The organism is Brevundimonas sp. (assembly GCF_035998205.1).
GTDB lineage: Bacteria > Pseudomonadota > Alphaproteobacteria > Caulobacterales > Caulobacteraceae > Brevundimonas.
This window is the reverse complement of sequence record NZ_DASYHT010000005.1, coordinates 477712-493512: the sequence shown is the minus strand read 5'-3', so window position 1 is coordinate 493512 and position 15801 is coordinate 477712. Positions and strand designations below refer to the sequence as shown.

Genomic DNA, 15801 nt, shown 5'->3' with positions numbered 1-15801 from the left:
CGACGCGCCGGACGGCGACAGGGGCGAAACGGCGACCGGGGCGGTCTAGCGCGAGCCCGGCGGCGACGCCACCGCCCTCGCCTCTCCGGCGCGGGCGGACCGGACGGCGTCAGCCCTCGGCGACGGCGTCGACCGGCTCGGCCTGGAAGCGATCCGCCGCCGTACGGGCGCCGCGACGGGCGGCCTCGGACAGCCCCAGACCGATGCGGTCGGCGGCGGCCTGGGCCTCGGCGTCGCCGTTGCGCGCGGCGATCAGGTACCAGAGGTAGGCCTGGCTGGCGTTGGCCGGCACGCCTTCAGCCCCGGTCTCGAACACCCGGGCGAGGTTGTACTGACTGTCGGTCAGGCCGGCCCGCGCAGCGCGGGTGAACCAGTCCACCGCCTCGGCCTGGTCGCGCTCGCCGCCGACGCCGTCGAACAGATACATGGCCAGGCTGTGCTGGGCCTGGGCCTCGCCGGCCTCGGCCGCGCGGCGCGTCCACTGGCGCGCCAGGGCCGGATCGGCGGTCAGCCCGCCCTGGCCGGTCTCGTACAGCTGGGCCAGGTGCATCTGGGCGCGCCGGCTGCCGGCCTCGGCCGCCTCGGTGATGTCGGCGACAGCCCCGGCATCACCGGCGTCCAAGGCCGCGACAGCCTCGTCGTAGAGCCGCTCGACCTCGGCCGGGACCGCGGGGGCGGGCGTCAGGGTCAGGGCCACCGGGGCGGCCTCCTCGCCGTCCGCCGCCGGGACGGGCGCGCCGAACCGGCCGCTCAGATGGTTGTAGCCCCAGATGATGCTGCCGGTGACCGCCACCGCCGTGACCGAGGCCATCAGGGTCTTGCCCACGGTCGAGCCGTCATTGCGGGCCTGCTTGTCCAGCCGCTCCTGCAGCCGCGACTTGCCGCCCCGCTTGAGGCCGAAGCCGGCGCGGGCCGGTTTGGCGTCGGCCGCGGTCATGGCGGCGCGGGCGGCGTCCAGCGCCTCGCGGGCGCTGCCGGCCCGGCGCACCTGGCGCGGATCGACGAACTCGGTCTCGGCGGCGAAGGGCTCGGCCGGGTCACTGTCCGGATCGCGCACCGCCGCGCCGGTCGCCTCCAGCGCATCGCGCACATCAGCGCCGCCGAAGCCGCCGAACACGGGCGCGACCGGAGCCTCGTCGACAACCTCGTCGCGCAGGCCCGGCGCCTCGACCGCCTCGGGCGACGGCGGGGCCACGAACACCGGCGGAGGCGCCTCGTCGGTGCGGCCGAAGCCGCTGACCGGACGCATCGCCGGCGCGGCCGGGGCCTCGTCGGCGAGATCGGCCGCGGCGGGGAAGGGCTGGGTCCCGGCGGCCCAGCTGTCCTCGCCCTCGAAGGTCTCGGGGAAGGCGGCGGCGCGCCAGTCGCCGTCCGGGGCCGTCGCGGCGGCGGCCGGGATCGGCGGCGGCCCCAGCGATTCCGGCGACAGCAGCACCGGCGCGACGGGGGTGTCGCCGCGACGGTCCTCGTCACGGCTCTCGATCGCCTGTTTGGCCTCCGCCAGCAGACGCGCGGTGCGCTCCTCGGACAGGCGCATGCGCTCGGCCAGCTCGCCCGAGGCGCGGTCGTAGCGCTGCTCGATCTTGTCGGTGGCGCGGGCCAGCCGCTCGCCGATCTCGTCCAGCGACTGGGCCGCGCGGCGCTCGGACACGCTGATGCGCTCGGACAGCTGCTCCGAGATGCGGCTGATCTCGCCGCCCAGCTTCTCGATGGCCAGGGCGTGGCGGTCGTCGGCGATGGTCAGGCGACGCTCGAGCGTCTCGGCCAGACGGCGGCTGTCACGCTCCAGACGGCTGCCCAGCTCGGCCTGGAGGGATTTCAGCGCGTCGCCGCCGGTCCGCTCGACCTGCTCCATGCGGCCGTTGAGGTTGCGGGCGATGTTGAGCAGCTCGCGGCCCATCGCCTCGACCGCCCCGGCGCTGCGCGCCTCGGCGGCCCGGGCCTGTTCGCCGACCTGTTCGACGGCGCGCTCGATGCGGTCCAGCCGGCCCTCGTGCTGGACCGTCTCCAGCCGGCGCAGCATCTCCTCGCGGCTGTCGGCGACCTGGCGCGACAGGGTCTCGGCCAGCTTCTCGAAGCGGGCCGCCTCGCGCGCGCCCTCGGGCTCGACGCGGGTCTCGGCGGCGCTGAGCCGCTGGTCCAGCCGGGCGAACGACGCCTCCAGCGCGCGCAGGGCGTCGCCGGTCTTCTCCTGGGCCTGGTCGAGGCGGGCGCGCAGGCGCTCCACCTCTTCGGCGCCCATGGTTCCGGTCCCGCGCAGCTCCAGCCGCGCCTGGGTCGCCTCGAGCTGCCCGCGCAGCTCGTTCATGCCGGTGCGCTGGCGTTCCTCGATGTCATAGAGGCGCGAGGCGAGGGCGGCGACCGAGGTCTCGGTGCGCTTGAACGACTCCGCCGTCTGCGGTCCGACCTCCTGCTCGAAGCGGCGCAGGCGGCGATGGCCCTCGCGCAGCTCCTCGGCGATGTCGTCGATGCGACGGCCGTGGGTCGACAGGTTTCCGTCCTGGGCGTCCAGCCGGCGGACCAGTCCGGCCACGGCCTGGTCGACACCCTGGATGGCGATGGTGGCGCGACGCTCGGAGGCCTCAAGGCGGGCGGCGATGGCCTCCACGGAGGCGGCGACCCGCTGCAGGGTGTCGTCCTCGCCCGGATAGGCGTCGTCCAGCCGGCGCGACCGGCCGCGGCGCTCATACATGTCGGCGACGTGCGGGCGACGGGCGAGCGGGACCACGCCCTCGTCGTCCTCCTCGTCGAGGATCATGGTGTTGAGCCACTCGCCGAGAGTCATGCCGGAGCGCCGCGCCAGATCCTTGGCGATCTCGCGCGCCTTGGGGTCGATCCCCTTCACGCTCCACGGCGCGGCTGCGCTCACCTGATTCGTCTCCCAACCTCGTCCTGAGACGCTATGCGGCCAGATGAAGGGTGTAAACGCAGGGTTAACCGCAACATGTGGTGGCGACCGATGTTCCTGTGGACAGCCCTCGCACCGGCCGACCCAGATCGCCCGGACAGGGTTAACGGCAGGTTAATCCTTAACAGAACCTTGCCCGGAGACGCGCACCGCCCCAGATGCGGCCCCGTCGCCAGTCTGCCGGGCCTGCCGCATGTCCCTGACCGCCACCCTCGTCCTGCTGGTCGCCAGCCTCGCCCTGGCGGTCTTCGCCGGGTGGCGCGGGGCCCTGCCGCCCGACCCGAGGCGGGGCGTGCGGATTGTGCCGTGGCGCTTCGTCATGCTGGTGTCGGGCGCCGTGGTCTTCTTCGCCGTGATCCATCTCGGCGCCCTGTTCGGAGCGCCCGTCCGCTAGCGCAGGTCGGAACCGCCCGCCTCCCCGGACGCTCCTTCCCGGACCCGTTCACCCCCGTCCCCGGAGGAGCCCATGTCCGATCCCCTGAGCCCGCAAGAGGCCGAACGCGCCTTCTGGCGTCATCTGAAGTCCTCCAGCACCGGCATGCTGGGCCTCGACCGGCCCGGCGAGCACCTCCAGCCCATGACCGCCTTCCGCGAGGAGGAAACGGGCTCGATCTGGTTCTTCACCCGGGACGACACCGATCTGGCGCGGGCCGTGGCCATGGGCGACGCCGACGCCATCTTCGCCTTCACCTCGAAGGACCAGGATCTGTGGGCCTCGATCCACGGACGGCTGACCCTGCAGAACGATCCGGAGCGCATCCGTCGCTGGTGGAACCCGGTGGTCGCCGCCTGGTACCCCGACGGCCAGGACGACCCGCATCTGGCCCTGCTGCGGCTCGACGGCGGGGACGGCCGCGTCTGGCTATCGGCCAAGGGACCGATCCGCTTCGGGCTGGAGGTGCTGAAAGCCAATGTGACGGGCGAGCTCCCGGACACCGGCGGCCGCGCCGACGTACGCCTCGACTGAGCCTGCGCGGGCAAGGGCCGCCCCGGTTGAGGCGCGGGGCGGCGCCTGTCACCCTGAGGGCATGAGCGACGTCCCCGCCCCTGCCCCCGCCCGCCCCCGCGTGGAGCCGCCGCCGCGGCCCGTGGCGCCGGGCCTGTATCTGGTGGCGACGCCGATCGGGAACCTTCGCGACATCACCCTCAGGGCGCTCGACGTGCTGGGCGCCGCCGATCTGGTGCTGGCCGAGGACACCCGCGTCACCGCCCGGCTGCTCACCGCCTACGGGCTGAAGGCGAAGCTCGAGCGCGCCGACGACCACGCCGGCGGCCGGGCGGCTGAGCTGGCGGTCGAGGCCGTGGCCGCAGGCCAGGTGGTGGCGCTGGTCAGCGACGCCGGCACCCCGCTGGTGTCCGACCCCGGCTATGTGGTGGCGCGCGCGGTGATCGCCGCCGGCCTGCCTGTGCATCCCATCCCCGGCCCGTCCAGCCTTCTGGCGGCCCTCAGCGTCGCCGGCCTGCCCGCAGACCGGGTGCTGTTCGCCGGCTTCGCCCCGCCGAAGTCCGCCGCGCGGCGCACCTTTCTGGAGGGGCTGGCGGCGGAGAAGGCCACCCTCGTGCTGTTCGAGACCGGGCCGCGCCTGCGCGAGTCGCTGAAGGACATGGCGGCGGTGCTGGGGCCGCGCCCGGCCGCGGTCGCGCGCGAGCTGACCAAGCTCTACGAGACCTGCGTGCGCGGCGCCCTGACCGAGCTGGCGGCCGACCCGGCGCTGGACGCGCCCAAGGGCGAGATCGTCGTGGTCATCGGCCCCGGGGAGGCTGAGGCGGCCAGCCCCGACGACGTCGACCGGGCCCTGACCGAGGCCCTCGGGCGGCTGCCCCCCGGCGAGGCGGCGGCGGAGGTGGCCCGGGCCCTGGGCCAGTCGCGCAAGACGCTCTACCGCCGGGCGCTGGAGCTGAAGGCGGGATGAAGCCCGGCCGGCCCGCACGCCCCTGGCGGGTGGGCCTCGGGGCCCGCGTCCGGCGCGACGGCCGCGCCGCCGAGTGGCTGGCGGCCCTGTTCCTGATGAGCCGGGGCTATCGCATCCTCGCCTTCCGGCTGAAGGCGGGCGGCGGGGAGATCGACCTGCTGGCCCGGCGCGGCCGGGTGCTGGCGGTGGTCGAGGTCAAGCGCCGCGCGACCCTCGACGCCGCCCTCCTCGCCCTCAAGCCGGCGCAGCAGGCGCGGCTGCTGGCCGCCGGGCGCGCCGTGGCCCGCAGTCGGCCGGGACTGGCGGGGCTGGAGCTGCGGCTCGACGTGGTGGCCCTGGCCCCGGGCCGCTGGCCGCGCCACCTCCGCGGCCTGCACGCACGGGACTGAACCGGCGCGCCGGCCCTTGCGCCCGCCCCCCGGCGTCGCCATTCAAGCCGGAGCCGAAAGGGAGCGCCATGCTGAAGGTCGCGGTCCAGATGGACCCCATCGAGACGGTCAACGTCGAGTCCGACACCACCTTCCTGCTGATGCTGGAGGCCCAGGCGCGCGGCCATCCGCTGTGGGTCTATGACGTCGCGACCCTGGCGCTGGAGGACGGCCGCCTGTCCTGCCGCGCCCGGCCGGTGACGCTGACGCCGGTGCAGGGCGCGCATGTGACCTTCGGGCCGGAGGCGAAGCTGGACCTCGGCGCCGACGTCGATGTCATCCTGATGCGTCAGGACCCGCCGTTCGACATGGCCTATGTCACCGCCACCTATCTGCTGGAGACGGTGCATCCCCGGACCCTGGTGGTGAACGATCCGGGCGAGGTGCGCTCGGCGCCGGAGAAGCTGTTCGCGACCCGCTTCGCCGGGCTGCAGCCGCCGACCCTGATCTCGTCCGATCCGGTCGCCCTGGCCGACTTCCACGCCCGCCACGGCGATGTGGTGCTGAAGCCCCTGCACGGGGCGGCGGGCTCGGGCGTGGTGCGGCTCAAGGCCGGCGATCCCAACCTCGGGGCCCTGATCGAGATCCACGCCGCCGCCTCGCGCGACCCGCTGGTGATCCAGAAGTTCCTGCCGGCGGTCGAGGCCGGCGACAAGCGCATCATCCTCGTCGAGGGCGAGCCGGTCGGGGCCATCAACCGGGTGCCGGCCAAGGGCGCGGTGCGCTCCAACCTGCGCGTCGGCGGGGTGGCCGAGCCGGTCGAGCTGACCGACCGCGATCTCGAGATCTGCGCCGCCATCGGCCCGGAGCTGCGCCGCCGCGGCCTGATGTTCGTCGGCATCGATGTGATCGGGGACTGGCTGACCGAGATCAACGTCACCAGCCCGACCGGGGCGCAGCAGCTGAAGCGGTTCAGCGGCGTCGACGCCGCCGCCGCCCTGTGGGACGCGATCGAGCGGAAGCGCGCCGCGTTCGCATAACGGCGCTTGCCAAGCCGTCATGTTCGTGTTCTGTTCCAGATCGCGGGAACGGAGGGCGTCATGCTGGCCAGTATCGCGACGGTGGCGTTCGAGGGAGTCGAGGCGCGCCGCGTCGAGGTGCAGGTGCAGCAGATCGGCGGCGGCGAGGGCCACTTCGGCATCGTCGGCCTGCCGGACAAGGCCGTGGCCGAGAGCCGCGAGCGGGTGCGCGGGGCTTTCGCCGGCATCGGCCTGTCCCTGCCGCCGCGGCGCATCATCGCCAACCTGCAGCCGGCTGACCTGCCCAAGGAGGGCAGCCATTTCGACCTGCCGATCGCCCTGGCCCTGCTGGCCTCCATGGGGGTGATCGGGCCGGACGCGCTGGACGGCTGGGCGGCGATCGGCGAGCTGGGGCTGGACGGGCGCATCGCCCCGGTCGGCGGGAGCCTGCCGGCGGCGGTGGCGGCCGGGGCCCTGGGGCTGGGGTTGATCTGTCCCGAGGCCAACGGGGCCGAGGCGGCCTGGGCCGGCGAGGTGCGGCTGCTGGCCCCGCGCTCCCTGATCGGCCTGATCAACCACTTCAAGGGGCTGCAGGTGCTGGCCCCGCCCGCGCCGGGGCCGATGCAGGGTGGTGACGGCGGCCCCGACCTGCGCGAGGTCAAGGGCCAGGAGGGGGCCAAGCGGGCGCTGGAGATCGCCGCCGCCGGCGGCCACAATCTCCTGTTCCTGGGGCCTCCGGGGTCCGGCAAGTCGATGCTGGCCCAGCGGCTGCCGGGCCTGCTGCCGCCCCTGACCCCGGCCGAGCTGCTGGAGACCTCCATGGTCTGGTCGGTGGCCGGGCTGATCGAGCGCGGGGCCCTGACCCGCGACCGGCCGTTCCGCAGCCCCCACCACTCGGCCTCGATGGCGGCCCTGACCGGCGGCGGCCACCGGGCCCGGCCGGGCGAGGCCTCGCTGGCCCACAACGGCGTGCTCTTCCTTGACGAACTGCCCGAATACGCGCCCCAGGCGCTCGACTCCCTTCGACAACCCCTCGAGACCGGCGAGGTGGTGGTGGCCCGGGCCAACGCCCACGTCCGCTATCCGGCCCGGTTCCAGCTGGTGGCGGCGATGAACCCGTGCCGCTGCGGCCTCGGCGGGGCCGGGCGCGGGGCCTGCGGCAAGGCCCCGCGGTGCCAGCGCGACTACCAGAACCGCATCTCCGGCCCGCTGTTCGACCGCATCGACCTGACCGTCGAGACGCCGCCGGTGACGCCCGCCGACATGGCCCTGCCGCCCCCGGCCGAGGGCACGGCCGAGGCCGCCGCGCGGGTGGCCGCCGCCCGCGCCATGCAGGTCGAGCGCGGCCGCGCCTTCGGCCTGTCGGAACCCGACAGCCTCAACGCCCGCCTGACCGGGGAGGCGCAGGAGGCGATCACCGCCCCCGACGCCGCGGGCCGGGCCCTGCTGATGCGGGCCGGGGAGGCCGGGGCCCTGACCGCGCGCGGCTGGGTCCGCACCCTGCGGCTGGCGCGCACCATCGCCGACCTCGACGGCGCCGACGGGGTGCTGCGCCGGCATATCGCCGAGGCCCTGATCTATCGCCGGGCCGGGATGATGGCCTCGGAGGGCAACGCCCTGGCCACGCCCGCGGCGGCGGAGTCCGCCCGCCGTCCCGCTTGAGCGGGTCTTAACCCTTTGCGCCTAACCTCAGGTCAGGTTGAGGAGGGGCGTATGGCGCGAGGACGGACGGCGGCGGTGATGCAGATGCCCCCGGCGACTCCCGAATCCCGGGTGGCGGCGCAGACGGGCGCGGGCCCGGCCGGCGACGGTCCGGAGCAGTTCCTGCGGCTCATGTCGCACGAGATGCGCACCCCCCTGAACGGCGTCATCGGCATGCTGGGCCTGCTGGCCCGCACCCGCCTCGACGGCGCCCAGCGCGCCTATCTCGACGCCGCCCGCGGCTCGGCCGAGCACCTGCTGGGCCTCGTCAACGACCTGCTCGACTACGCCCGCCTCGACGCCGGCCGGCTGGAGTTCGACCTGTGCCGGGTCGATGTCCCCGCCCTCGTGCAGGGGGTGGCCGAGCTGCTGGCCCCGCGCGCCCACGAGAAGGGGCTGGAGCTGGTCTGGACCGTCGCCCCCGACGTGCCGCCGATCCTCGCCGACGAGGGCCGGTTGCGCCAGGTGCTGTTCAACCTCGCGGGCAATGCGGTCAAGTTCACCGAACGGGGCGGCGTGCGCCTGCATGTCGAGCGCGTCGGCGGGTCGCCGGAGCAGCCGCAGCTGGCCTTCCTCGTCGACGACACCGGGCCCGGCGTGCCGGCCGAGGCGCGCACCCGCATCTTCGAGGAGTTCGGCCACGCCCAGGGCGGCGACGCGGTGCGCCAGGACGGCGCCGGCCTCGGCCTCGCCGTGGTGCGTCGCCTCGCCCTCGCCATGGACGGCGAGGCCACGGTCGAGGCCCGGCCGACCCAGCGCGGCGTGCCCGCCGGCGGCTCGCGCTTCCGCTTCACCGCGCCGTTCGCCGCCGCCCCGGACGCGGGCAAGCGGTCGAAGCCGCTGGCCGGGATCACCGTCGCCGTAGAGAGCGACAATCCGCTGCTGCGCGCCGCCGCCGAGGCCATGGTGCGCGGCGAGGGCGCCCGCACCGGGCCCGAGGCCGAGGTGCGGCTGGTGGAGCACGGGGTCGGCCCCTCTGGCGGCCTGCGCCCCCGGGCCGGGACCACCCCCAGCCTGATCCTGCTGCGCCCCGAGGACCGCGACCTGATCCCCCGCTACCGGGCGCTGGGCTACCATGGCTATCTGATCAAGCCGCTGCGGCCGCAGTCGCTGGTCGAGCGGGTGCTGGCCGCCCGCGGGGCCGTCCCCGGCGCGATGCGCCCGGGTCCGCCGCCGCCGCCCCCGGCCGAGGACGACCGCGTCACCCCGGTGCGCTTCTGCGGCCTGCGCGTGCTGCTGGCCGAGGACAATCCGGTCGGGGCCCTGCTGGCCAAGACCCTGCTGCGCCGCGAGGGCTGCGTGGTCGAGACCGCCGGCACCGGCCACGAGGTGCTCTCGGCCCTGTCCCAGGCCCGCTACGATCTGGTGCTGATGGACATGCGCATGCCCGGCATGGACGGGGTGGCCGCGGCCCGGGCGCTCAGGGCGCGCGGCGACCGCACCCCGATCGTGGCCCTGACCGCCAACGCCTTCGCCGAGGACCGCAAGGCCTGCCTCGAGGCCGGCATGGACGACCATCTGGCCAAGCCGCTGGACGTCGACGCCCTGCGCGCCGCCCTCGCCCGCTGGACGAGCGGCGACATCCGCGCCAAGGTCGCCGCCGGATAGACGCCGGGGGGCGTCACGCGAGGGACGCCTGCCGATGAGTGAAGACGCCAAGCGCTTGACGACGTGGGAATTCGTCAAGTCGCTGCGCGACCGGCGCGTCGCCGTCATGCTGTTGCTCGGGCTGGCCGCGGGCCTGCCCTATTTCCTGATCTTCGACACCCTGTCGGCGTGGCTGCGCGAATCCGAACTGTCGCTGACCTCGATCAGCGCCTTCGCCCTGGCCACCCTGTCCTATTCGCTGAAGTTCGTCTGGGCCCCGCTGGTGGACCGGCTCAAGCTGCCGGGGCTCCACGGGCTGCTGGGCCAGCGCCGGTCATGGATGTTCCTGATGCAGGGGCTGATCATGCTCGGCCTCTGGGCCATCTCGGCGTCAGACCCCGGCGCCAACCTCGGCATGGTGGCGCTGCTGGCCGTGCTGGTCGGCTTCTGCGGCGCGACCCAGGACATCGCCATCGACGCCTGGCGCATCGAGGTGGTCGACGAGACCTTCTACGGCACCATGGCCGCCGCCTATCAGTGGGGCTTCCGCCTCGCCATGATCGTGGCCGGGGCCCTGCCGCTGGTGCTGGCCGACGCCTATGGCTGGAACCTGTCCTATGCCGTAATGGCCGCCTGTATGGTGATCGCCCTCGGGGCCACCGTGCTGGCCCCGCGCGAGGGTTACAATCGCCCGCCGATGCGCTTCGCCGAGGGCATGGTCGCCCGACCGGCACTGGAGGTCATCGAGTGGACCGGGCGCGGCCTGCTGATCCTCGGCGGCGCCCTGCTGGCCGGCTCGGGCCTGTCGAGCAACGCCACCTTCCTCAACCTGCTGGCTGGCGTCTTCGGCCAGAGCGCGGCCCAGGCCGAGGCCTTCAAGGCGATCTGGGAATCGCGCGAGACCGGGATCTTCCTGCAGTTCCCGGCGGTGGTGACTGGCCTCGGCCTGCTGGCGCTCGCCTGCGTGCCCCTGCCGGGCGCCCCCACACGCCCCGGGGCCTATCTGCGCCAGGCCTATGGCGCGCCGCTGGGCGACTTCTTCGGCCGCTTCGGCGGACAGCTCGGGCTGCTGATCCTGGCCCTGATCTGCCTCTACCGCCTGTCGGACTTCGTCCTGAACATCATGAACCCGTTCTATCAGGACCTGGGCTTTACCCTGACCCAGATCGCCGAGGTGCGGAAAGTCTATGGCGTGGTCGCCTCCATGGCCGGGATCGCCGCCGGCGCCTGGCTGGTCAGCCGCCTCGGCATCATCCGCACCATGGTGGTCGGCGTGTTCGCCAGCCCGGTGTCCAACCTGGTGTTCATCTGGCTCGCCACCCAGGGCGCCAGCGTACCGGCGCTCTATGCCGCCATCACCATCGACAACTTCGCCACCGGCATCGCCGGTACGGCGCTGATCGTCTACATGTCGAGCCTGACGGCGTCGGGCTTCACCGCGACCCAGTACGCCCTGTTCAGCTCGCTCTACGCCATCATCGGCAAGATCTTCGCCTCGCAGTCGGGCCGGATCATCGAGGGCTCGGCGCGGCTGGCCGAGGACGGAGGCTTCACCGCCGTGTTCCGGCCGATGTTCGCCGGCCTGCCTGAGGGATCGCTGGCCAAGGGCGCCGAGATCGCCGGCGTCACCCCGGTGTCGCTTGGCGCCGGCTACGCCGCCTTCTTCACCTATTCGGTGGTGATCGGGACGGCGGCCGTGGTGCTGGCCTTCATGGTGGCGCGGCGCCAGACGGCGGAGACGCAGGCCCGGGCGGACGCCGCCGGCTAACCCCTCACGCCGTCGGCGGCACCGCGGTGGCCGGACGCGCCGGCGGCTCGGGAACCGGCGCGGGCGGCGGCGTCGGGGCGGCCTCGGGCGCCTCGTCGTCGAGGGCGCCCTCCTCATAGGCGGCGAAGGTGGCGGCGGTCAGGATCTCGCTGACCGAGGCGCCCAGCGACACGATCTGCACCGACTTCTCCAGCCCCACCAGCAGCGGGCCGATCACCGTCGCGCCGCCGAGGGCCTGCACCAGCCGGGTCGAGATCGAGGCCGAATGGATGGCCGGCATGACCAGCACATTGGCTTCCTTCGACAGGCGCATGAAGGGATAGGCGGCGCGGGCGTCCGGATCGAGCGCGATCTCGGGCGGCATCTCGCCCTCGTACTCGAAGTCGACGCCGCGGGCGTCGAGGATGCGGATGGCCTCGCGCACCTTCTCGCCCCGGTCGCCCGGCGGGTTGCCGAAGGTCGAGTAGCTGAGGAAGGCCACCCGCGGGTTGCGGCCCAGCTTGCGCACGGTGGCCGCAGCCTGGATGGCGATCTCGGCCAGCTCCTCGGCGTCCGGCAGCTCGTGGATCGAGGTGTCGGCCACGAACAGGGTCCGCCCCTTGGCCAGCAGCACCGACAGGCCGATCAGCCGCTCCTTCACGTCGAGGACGCGGCGGACCTCCTTCAGCACCATGTTGAAGTTGCGGGTCACGCCGGTGACCATGGCGTCGGCGTGGCCGTGCGCCAGCATGGCGGCGGCGAAGTAGTTGCGGTCCTGGTTGATCATGCGCTGCACGTCGCGGCGCAGATAGCCGCGCCGCTGCAGCCGCTCGTAGAGGCTGTCCGTGTACGTCGTATTGTTCGGCGAGACGCGGGCGTTGACGATCTCGATGCCCAGCTCCTCGAAGCGCAGGCCGGCCTCGACGGCGTTCTGGCGGATCAGGTCCTCGCGCCCGACCAGCACGGGCGTGCCCAGCTCGGACTGCTTGAAGGCCCAGGCGGCGCGGATCACCGCCGGCTCCTCGCCCTCGGCGAAGACGATGCGCTTGTTCGGCGCGGCGCGGACAGCCGAGGCGATCTTCTGCATCAGGGCGGCGGACGGATCGAGCCGCTGGCGCAGGCGAGCGCGATAGGCGTCCATGTCCTCGATCGGGGTGCGGGCCACGCCCGTGTCCATGGCCGCCTGGGCCACGAACGGCGGCACGTACCAGATCAGGCGCGGGTCGAACGGGGTCGGGATGATGTAGTCCGGGCCGAACTTCAGCCGGCGGCCGCGGTAGGCCATGGCCACCTCGTCCGGCACGTCCTCGCGCGCCAGGGCGGCCAGGGCCCGGGCGGCGGCGATCTTCATCTCGTGATTGACCCGCCGGGCGCGCACGTCGAGGGCGCCGCGGAAGATGTAGGGGAAGCCCAGCACATTGTTGACCTGGTTCGGATAGTCCGACCGGCCAGTGGCGACGATGGCGTCCGGGCGCACCGCGTGGACCTCTTCCGGCGTGATCTCCGGGTCCGGATTGGCCATGGCGAAGATGATCGGCCGCGGCGCCATGGAGGCGACCATCTCCGCGGTGATGGCGCCCTTGGCCGACAGGCCCAGCACCACATCGGCGCCGACCATGGCCTCCTTCAGGGTGCGCTTGTCGGTGTCGGTGGCGTGGACGGCCTTCCACTGGTCCATGTCATTGGGCCGGCCGCGCCAGACCACCCCGGCGAGGTCGACGACGGTGGTGTTCTCGGCCTTCACCCCCATGGCCTTCATCAGGCCGATCGAGGACAGGCCGGCGGCGCCGGCGCCGACCAGCACCAGCTTGACGTCCTCGATGCGGCGACCGGTGATCTCGCAGGCGTTGATCAGGGCGGCGGTCGAGATGATCGCCGTGCCGTGCTGGTCGTCGTGGAACACCGGGATGTCCAGCTCGTCCTGCAGCTGGCTCTCGATGATGAAGCATTCCGGGGACTTGATGTCCTCCAGATTGATGCCGCCCCAGGTGTCGCCGATGTTCTTGACGACGGTGATGAACTCGTCCGGATCGGTGGTCTTCACCTCGACGTCGAAGCTGTCGATGTCGGCGAAGCGCTTGAACAGGACCGACTTGCCCTCCATCACCGGCTTGGAGGCCATGTGCCCCAGCGCGCCGAGGCCGAGGATGGCCGAGCCGTTGGAGATGACGGCGACCAGATTGCCCTTCGACGTATATTCGTAGGCCAGGTCCGGGTCCGCGGCGATGGCCCGGACGGGCACGGCCACGCCCGGCGAATAGGCCAGCGACAGGTCGCGCTGGGTCGCCATCGGCTTGGTCGGGGCCATGGAGATCTTGCCCGGCGTCGGCCGCCGGTGGAACTCGAGGGCCTCGTCGTCGGAGAAGGTCTGCTTGTCGGTCTGGTCGGGCATGATGCCTGACTACTGCGGCGTCCCTTAAGGAACCGCAAGCCGGTTCGCGTTGGCCGCGACCGCATGGGCCCGGCAGCCGTCGTGGCCGGTCAGGGTCAGGGCGACCAGCGTCCCCGGCGCGCCGTCCCAGTGGATCTCCGTATGGTCCGGCGCGCGGGCCCGGCCGCCGTGCTCGACCAGGGCCATGACGGTGCGGCCAGTCTGGCGCTCCAGATGGCGGACGCGGGCGCGGTCCCCGGCGGCGCGCAGGGCGGCGGCGCGGGCCCGGATCACCTCGCCCGTGACCTGCGGCATGCGCGCCGCCGGCGTGCCCGGGCGCGGGCTGAAGGGGAAGGCGTGGACGACGGCGAGGTCCAGCGCCGCGACATGGTCCAGCAGGGTGGCGAAGGCGGCCTCGCTCTCGGTCGGAAAGCCGGCGATCAGATCGGCCCCGAAGGCCACGTCCGGCCGCACCGCCCGCACCTGGGCCACCAGCGCCTCGGCGTCGGCGCGGCGGTGGCGGCGCTTCATCCGCTTGAGGATCAGGTCGTCGCCGTGCTGCAGTGACAGGTGCAGCCAGGGCATCAGGCGGGGCTCGTCGGCGAAGACGGCCAGCAGCTCGGGGTCGATCTCGGCCGCGTCGATCGAGGACAGGCGCAGGCGCGGCAGCTCAGGCGCGCCCTTCAGGATGCGGCGCACCAGCCGGCCCAGCGGCGGCGTTCCCGGCAGGTCCTGCCCCCAGCTGGTCAGGTCGACGCCGGTCAGCACCACCTCCTGCACCCCGGCGGCGACGAGGCTCTGCACCTGGCGCACCACCTCCCCCGCCGGGACCGAGCGGCTGGCCCCGCGGCCGTACGGAATGATGCAGAAGGTGCAGCGGTGATCACAGCCGGTCTGCACCGCCAGATGGGCCCGCACCCGGTCACTCAGGGGCCGGGCGGCGACGGGGGCCGGGGCGGCGGCGAAGATGTCCGGCACGGGCCGGCCCGGACCGGCGTAGGCGGCGGCCTGGCCCTTCTCGCCATTGCCGACGACGCGCACCACGCCCGGCAGGTCGCGAAAGGCGTCCGGGTCGATCTGGGCGGCGCAGCCGGACACGACGATGGGCCGGCCGGGCCGGTCCCGCGCCGCGCGGCGGATGGCCTGACGCGCCTGACGCACCGCCTCGGCGGTGACGGCGCAGGTGTTGACCAGCACGGCGTCCTCAAGCCCCGCCGCCCCGGCGGCGTCGCGCATGGCCTCGCTCTCCAGCGCATTGAGCCGGCAGCCGAAGGTGACGACCTCAAGGCTCACGCCGGCAGCACCCCGGTCCCCTCCACCGCCACGGCGCCGGTCATGTGCACATGATCGGTGTCGGCGTCCCAGACGATCTGCAGTTCGCCGCCGTCCAGCTCCAGCGTCGCCGCGCGCCCGGTCAGGCCGCGACGATGGGCGGCGACCAGGGCGGCGCAGGCGCCGGTGCCGCAGGCCTTGGTCAGCCCGGCGCCGCGCTCCCACACCCTCAGCCGGATACGGTCCGGCGCCAGCACATTGGCGAAGCCGACATTGACCCCCTCGGGGAACAGCGGGTGATGCTCGATCAGCGAGCCCGTGCCCCGCACGAAGGCGTCGTCCTGGCGGTCAGTGAAGAAGACCACATGCGGATTGCCCATGGAGACGGCGCCGGGCGTATGCACCAGCGGCGCATCGATCGGCCCGACCTGCAGCTCGATGCCCCGGGTGTCCATCTCCTCGGCGAGCGGGATCTCGTCCCAGCGCAGGCGCGGCGGGCCCATGTCGACGGTGACCCGGTGATCCCCGGCGCGGGCGGCGGCCAGCGGCCCGGCCCGGGTGCGGAAGCGCGCCGCATCGGCCCCGGCCGCCTCCATCATCAGCCAGGCCACGGCGCGCGAGCCGTTGCCGCAGGCCGACACCTCGCCCCCGTCCTGGTTCCAGAAGCGCACCCACGGGCCCTCGCCGCTCTCGGACAGGACCACCAGCTGGTCGAAGCCGATCCCGGCCTGACGGTCGCCCCAGGCGCGCACCTGCGCCTCGGCCGGGCTCCAGTCGAGCGGGGCCCGGACCACGGCGAAGTCGTTGCCGAGGCCGTTCATCTTCACGAAGGCGAGGCCGGCGGCCGGGAGGGAAGCGCTCATACGGCTGCATATAGCCCGTCCGCTTGGCCCGCGGCAGGGTGTGGCCTATGGC

12 protein-coding genes are annotated in these 15801 nt (G+C 73.7%); 8 read left to right on the top strand and 4 right to left on the bottom strand.

Features of this window, described 5'->3' with window-relative positions; all coding sequences use genetic code 11:
- Positions 1 to 109: 109 nt before the first annotated feature.
- Positions 110 to 2869, bottom strand: a complete 2760-nt coding sequence (locus VGN74_RS09695) for a hypothetical protein (RefSeq protein WP_327447553.1) — start codon at positions 2867 to 2869, stop codon at positions 110 to 112.
- Positions 2870 to 3101: 232 nt separating this feature from the next.
- Between VGN74_RS09695 and VGN74_RS09690 the strand changes: the two genes are divergently transcribed.
- The 8 genes from VGN74_RS09690 (at position 3102) to VGN74_RS09655 (ending at position 11264) form a co-directional block, all read left to right on the top strand.
- Positions 3102 to 3302: a hypothetical protein gene (locus VGN74_RS09690; RefSeq protein WP_327447551.1), complete on the top strand. Its 201-nt coding sequence runs from the start codon at positions 3102 to 3104 to the stop codon at positions 3300 to 3302.
- 72 nt (positions 3303 to 3374) lie between these two features.
- Positions 3375 to 3875: a pyridoxamine 5'-phosphate oxidase family protein gene (locus VGN74_RS09685; protein WP_327447549.1), complete on the top strand. Its 501-nt coding sequence runs from the start codon at positions 3375 to 3377 to the stop codon at positions 3873 to 3875.
- A 61-nt stretch (positions 3876 to 3936) separates the two neighbouring features.
- Positions 3937 to 4821, top strand: a complete 885-nt coding sequence (gene rsmI / locus VGN74_RS09680; RefSeq protein WP_327447547.1) for a 16S rRNA (cytidine(1402)-2'-O)-methyltransferase — start codon at positions 3937 to 3939, stop codon at positions 4819 to 4821.
- Positions 4818 to 5210, top strand: coding sequence for a YraN family protein (locus tag VGN74_RS09675; RefSeq protein WP_327447545.1), 393 nt, complete (start codon positions 4818 to 4820; stop codon positions 5208 to 5210). The genes rsmI and VGN74_RS09675 overlap by 4 nt, the downstream gene beginning before the upstream one ends.
- 68 nt (positions 5211 to 5278) lie before the next feature.
- Entirely contained in the window at positions 5279 to 6229 is a 951-nt protein-coding gene (gshB, locus tag VGN74_RS09670) for a glutathione synthase (protein WP_327447543.1), read from the top strand.
- Positions 6230 to 6289: 60 nt separating this feature from the next.
- Positions 6290 to 7870, top strand: a complete 1581-nt coding sequence (locus tag VGN74_RS09665) for a YifB family Mg chelatase-like AAA ATPase (protein ID WP_327447541.1) — start codon at positions 6290 to 6292, stop codon at positions 7868 to 7870.
- Positions 7871 to 7921: 51 nt separating this feature from the next.
- Positions 7922 to 9517 carry a response regulator gene (locus tag VGN74_RS09660; RefSeq protein WP_327447540.1) on the top strand — a complete coding sequence of 532 codons (1596 nt, stop codon included), beginning with the start codon at positions 7922 to 7924 and terminating at the stop codon, positions 9515 to 9517.
- 34 nt (positions 9518 to 9551) lie between these two features.
- Complete coding sequence (locus tag VGN74_RS09655; protein ID WP_327447537.1) at positions 9552 to 11264, top strand: AmpG family muropeptide MFS transporter; 1713 nt, start codon at positions 9552 to 9554, stop codon at positions 11262 to 11264.
- Between the two features lie 4 nt (positions 11265 to 11268).
- Here VGN74_RS09655 and VGN74_RS09650 read toward each other — a convergent pair whose 3' ends face one another.
- The 3 genes from VGN74_RS09650 to dapF are packed head-to-tail and all read right to left on the bottom strand — an operon-like array spanning position 11269 to position 15749.
- Positions 11269 to 13635: an NADP-dependent malic enzyme gene (locus VGN74_RS09650; protein ID WP_327447535.1), complete on the bottom strand. Its 2367-nt coding sequence runs from the start codon at positions 13633 to 13635 to the stop codon at positions 11269 to 11271.
- 24 nt (positions 13636 to 13659) lie between these two features.
- Positions 13660 to 14907 carry a tRNA (N(6)-L-threonylcarbamoyladenosine(37)-C(2))-methylthiotransferase MtaB gene (gene mtaB, locus VGN74_RS09645; protein WP_327447533.1) on the bottom strand — a complete coding sequence of 416 codons (1248 nt, stop codon included), beginning with the start codon at positions 14905 to 14907 and terminating at the stop codon, positions 13660 to 13662.
- Positions 14904 to 15749 carry a diaminopimelate epimerase gene (gene dapF / locus VGN74_RS09640; protein WP_327447531.1) on the bottom strand — a complete coding sequence of 282 codons (846 nt, stop codon included), beginning with the start codon at positions 15747 to 15749 and terminating at the stop codon, positions 14904 to 14906. The genes mtaB and dapF overlap by 4 nt, the downstream gene beginning before the upstream one ends.
- Between the last annotated feature and the right edge of the window lie 52 nt (positions 15750 to 15801).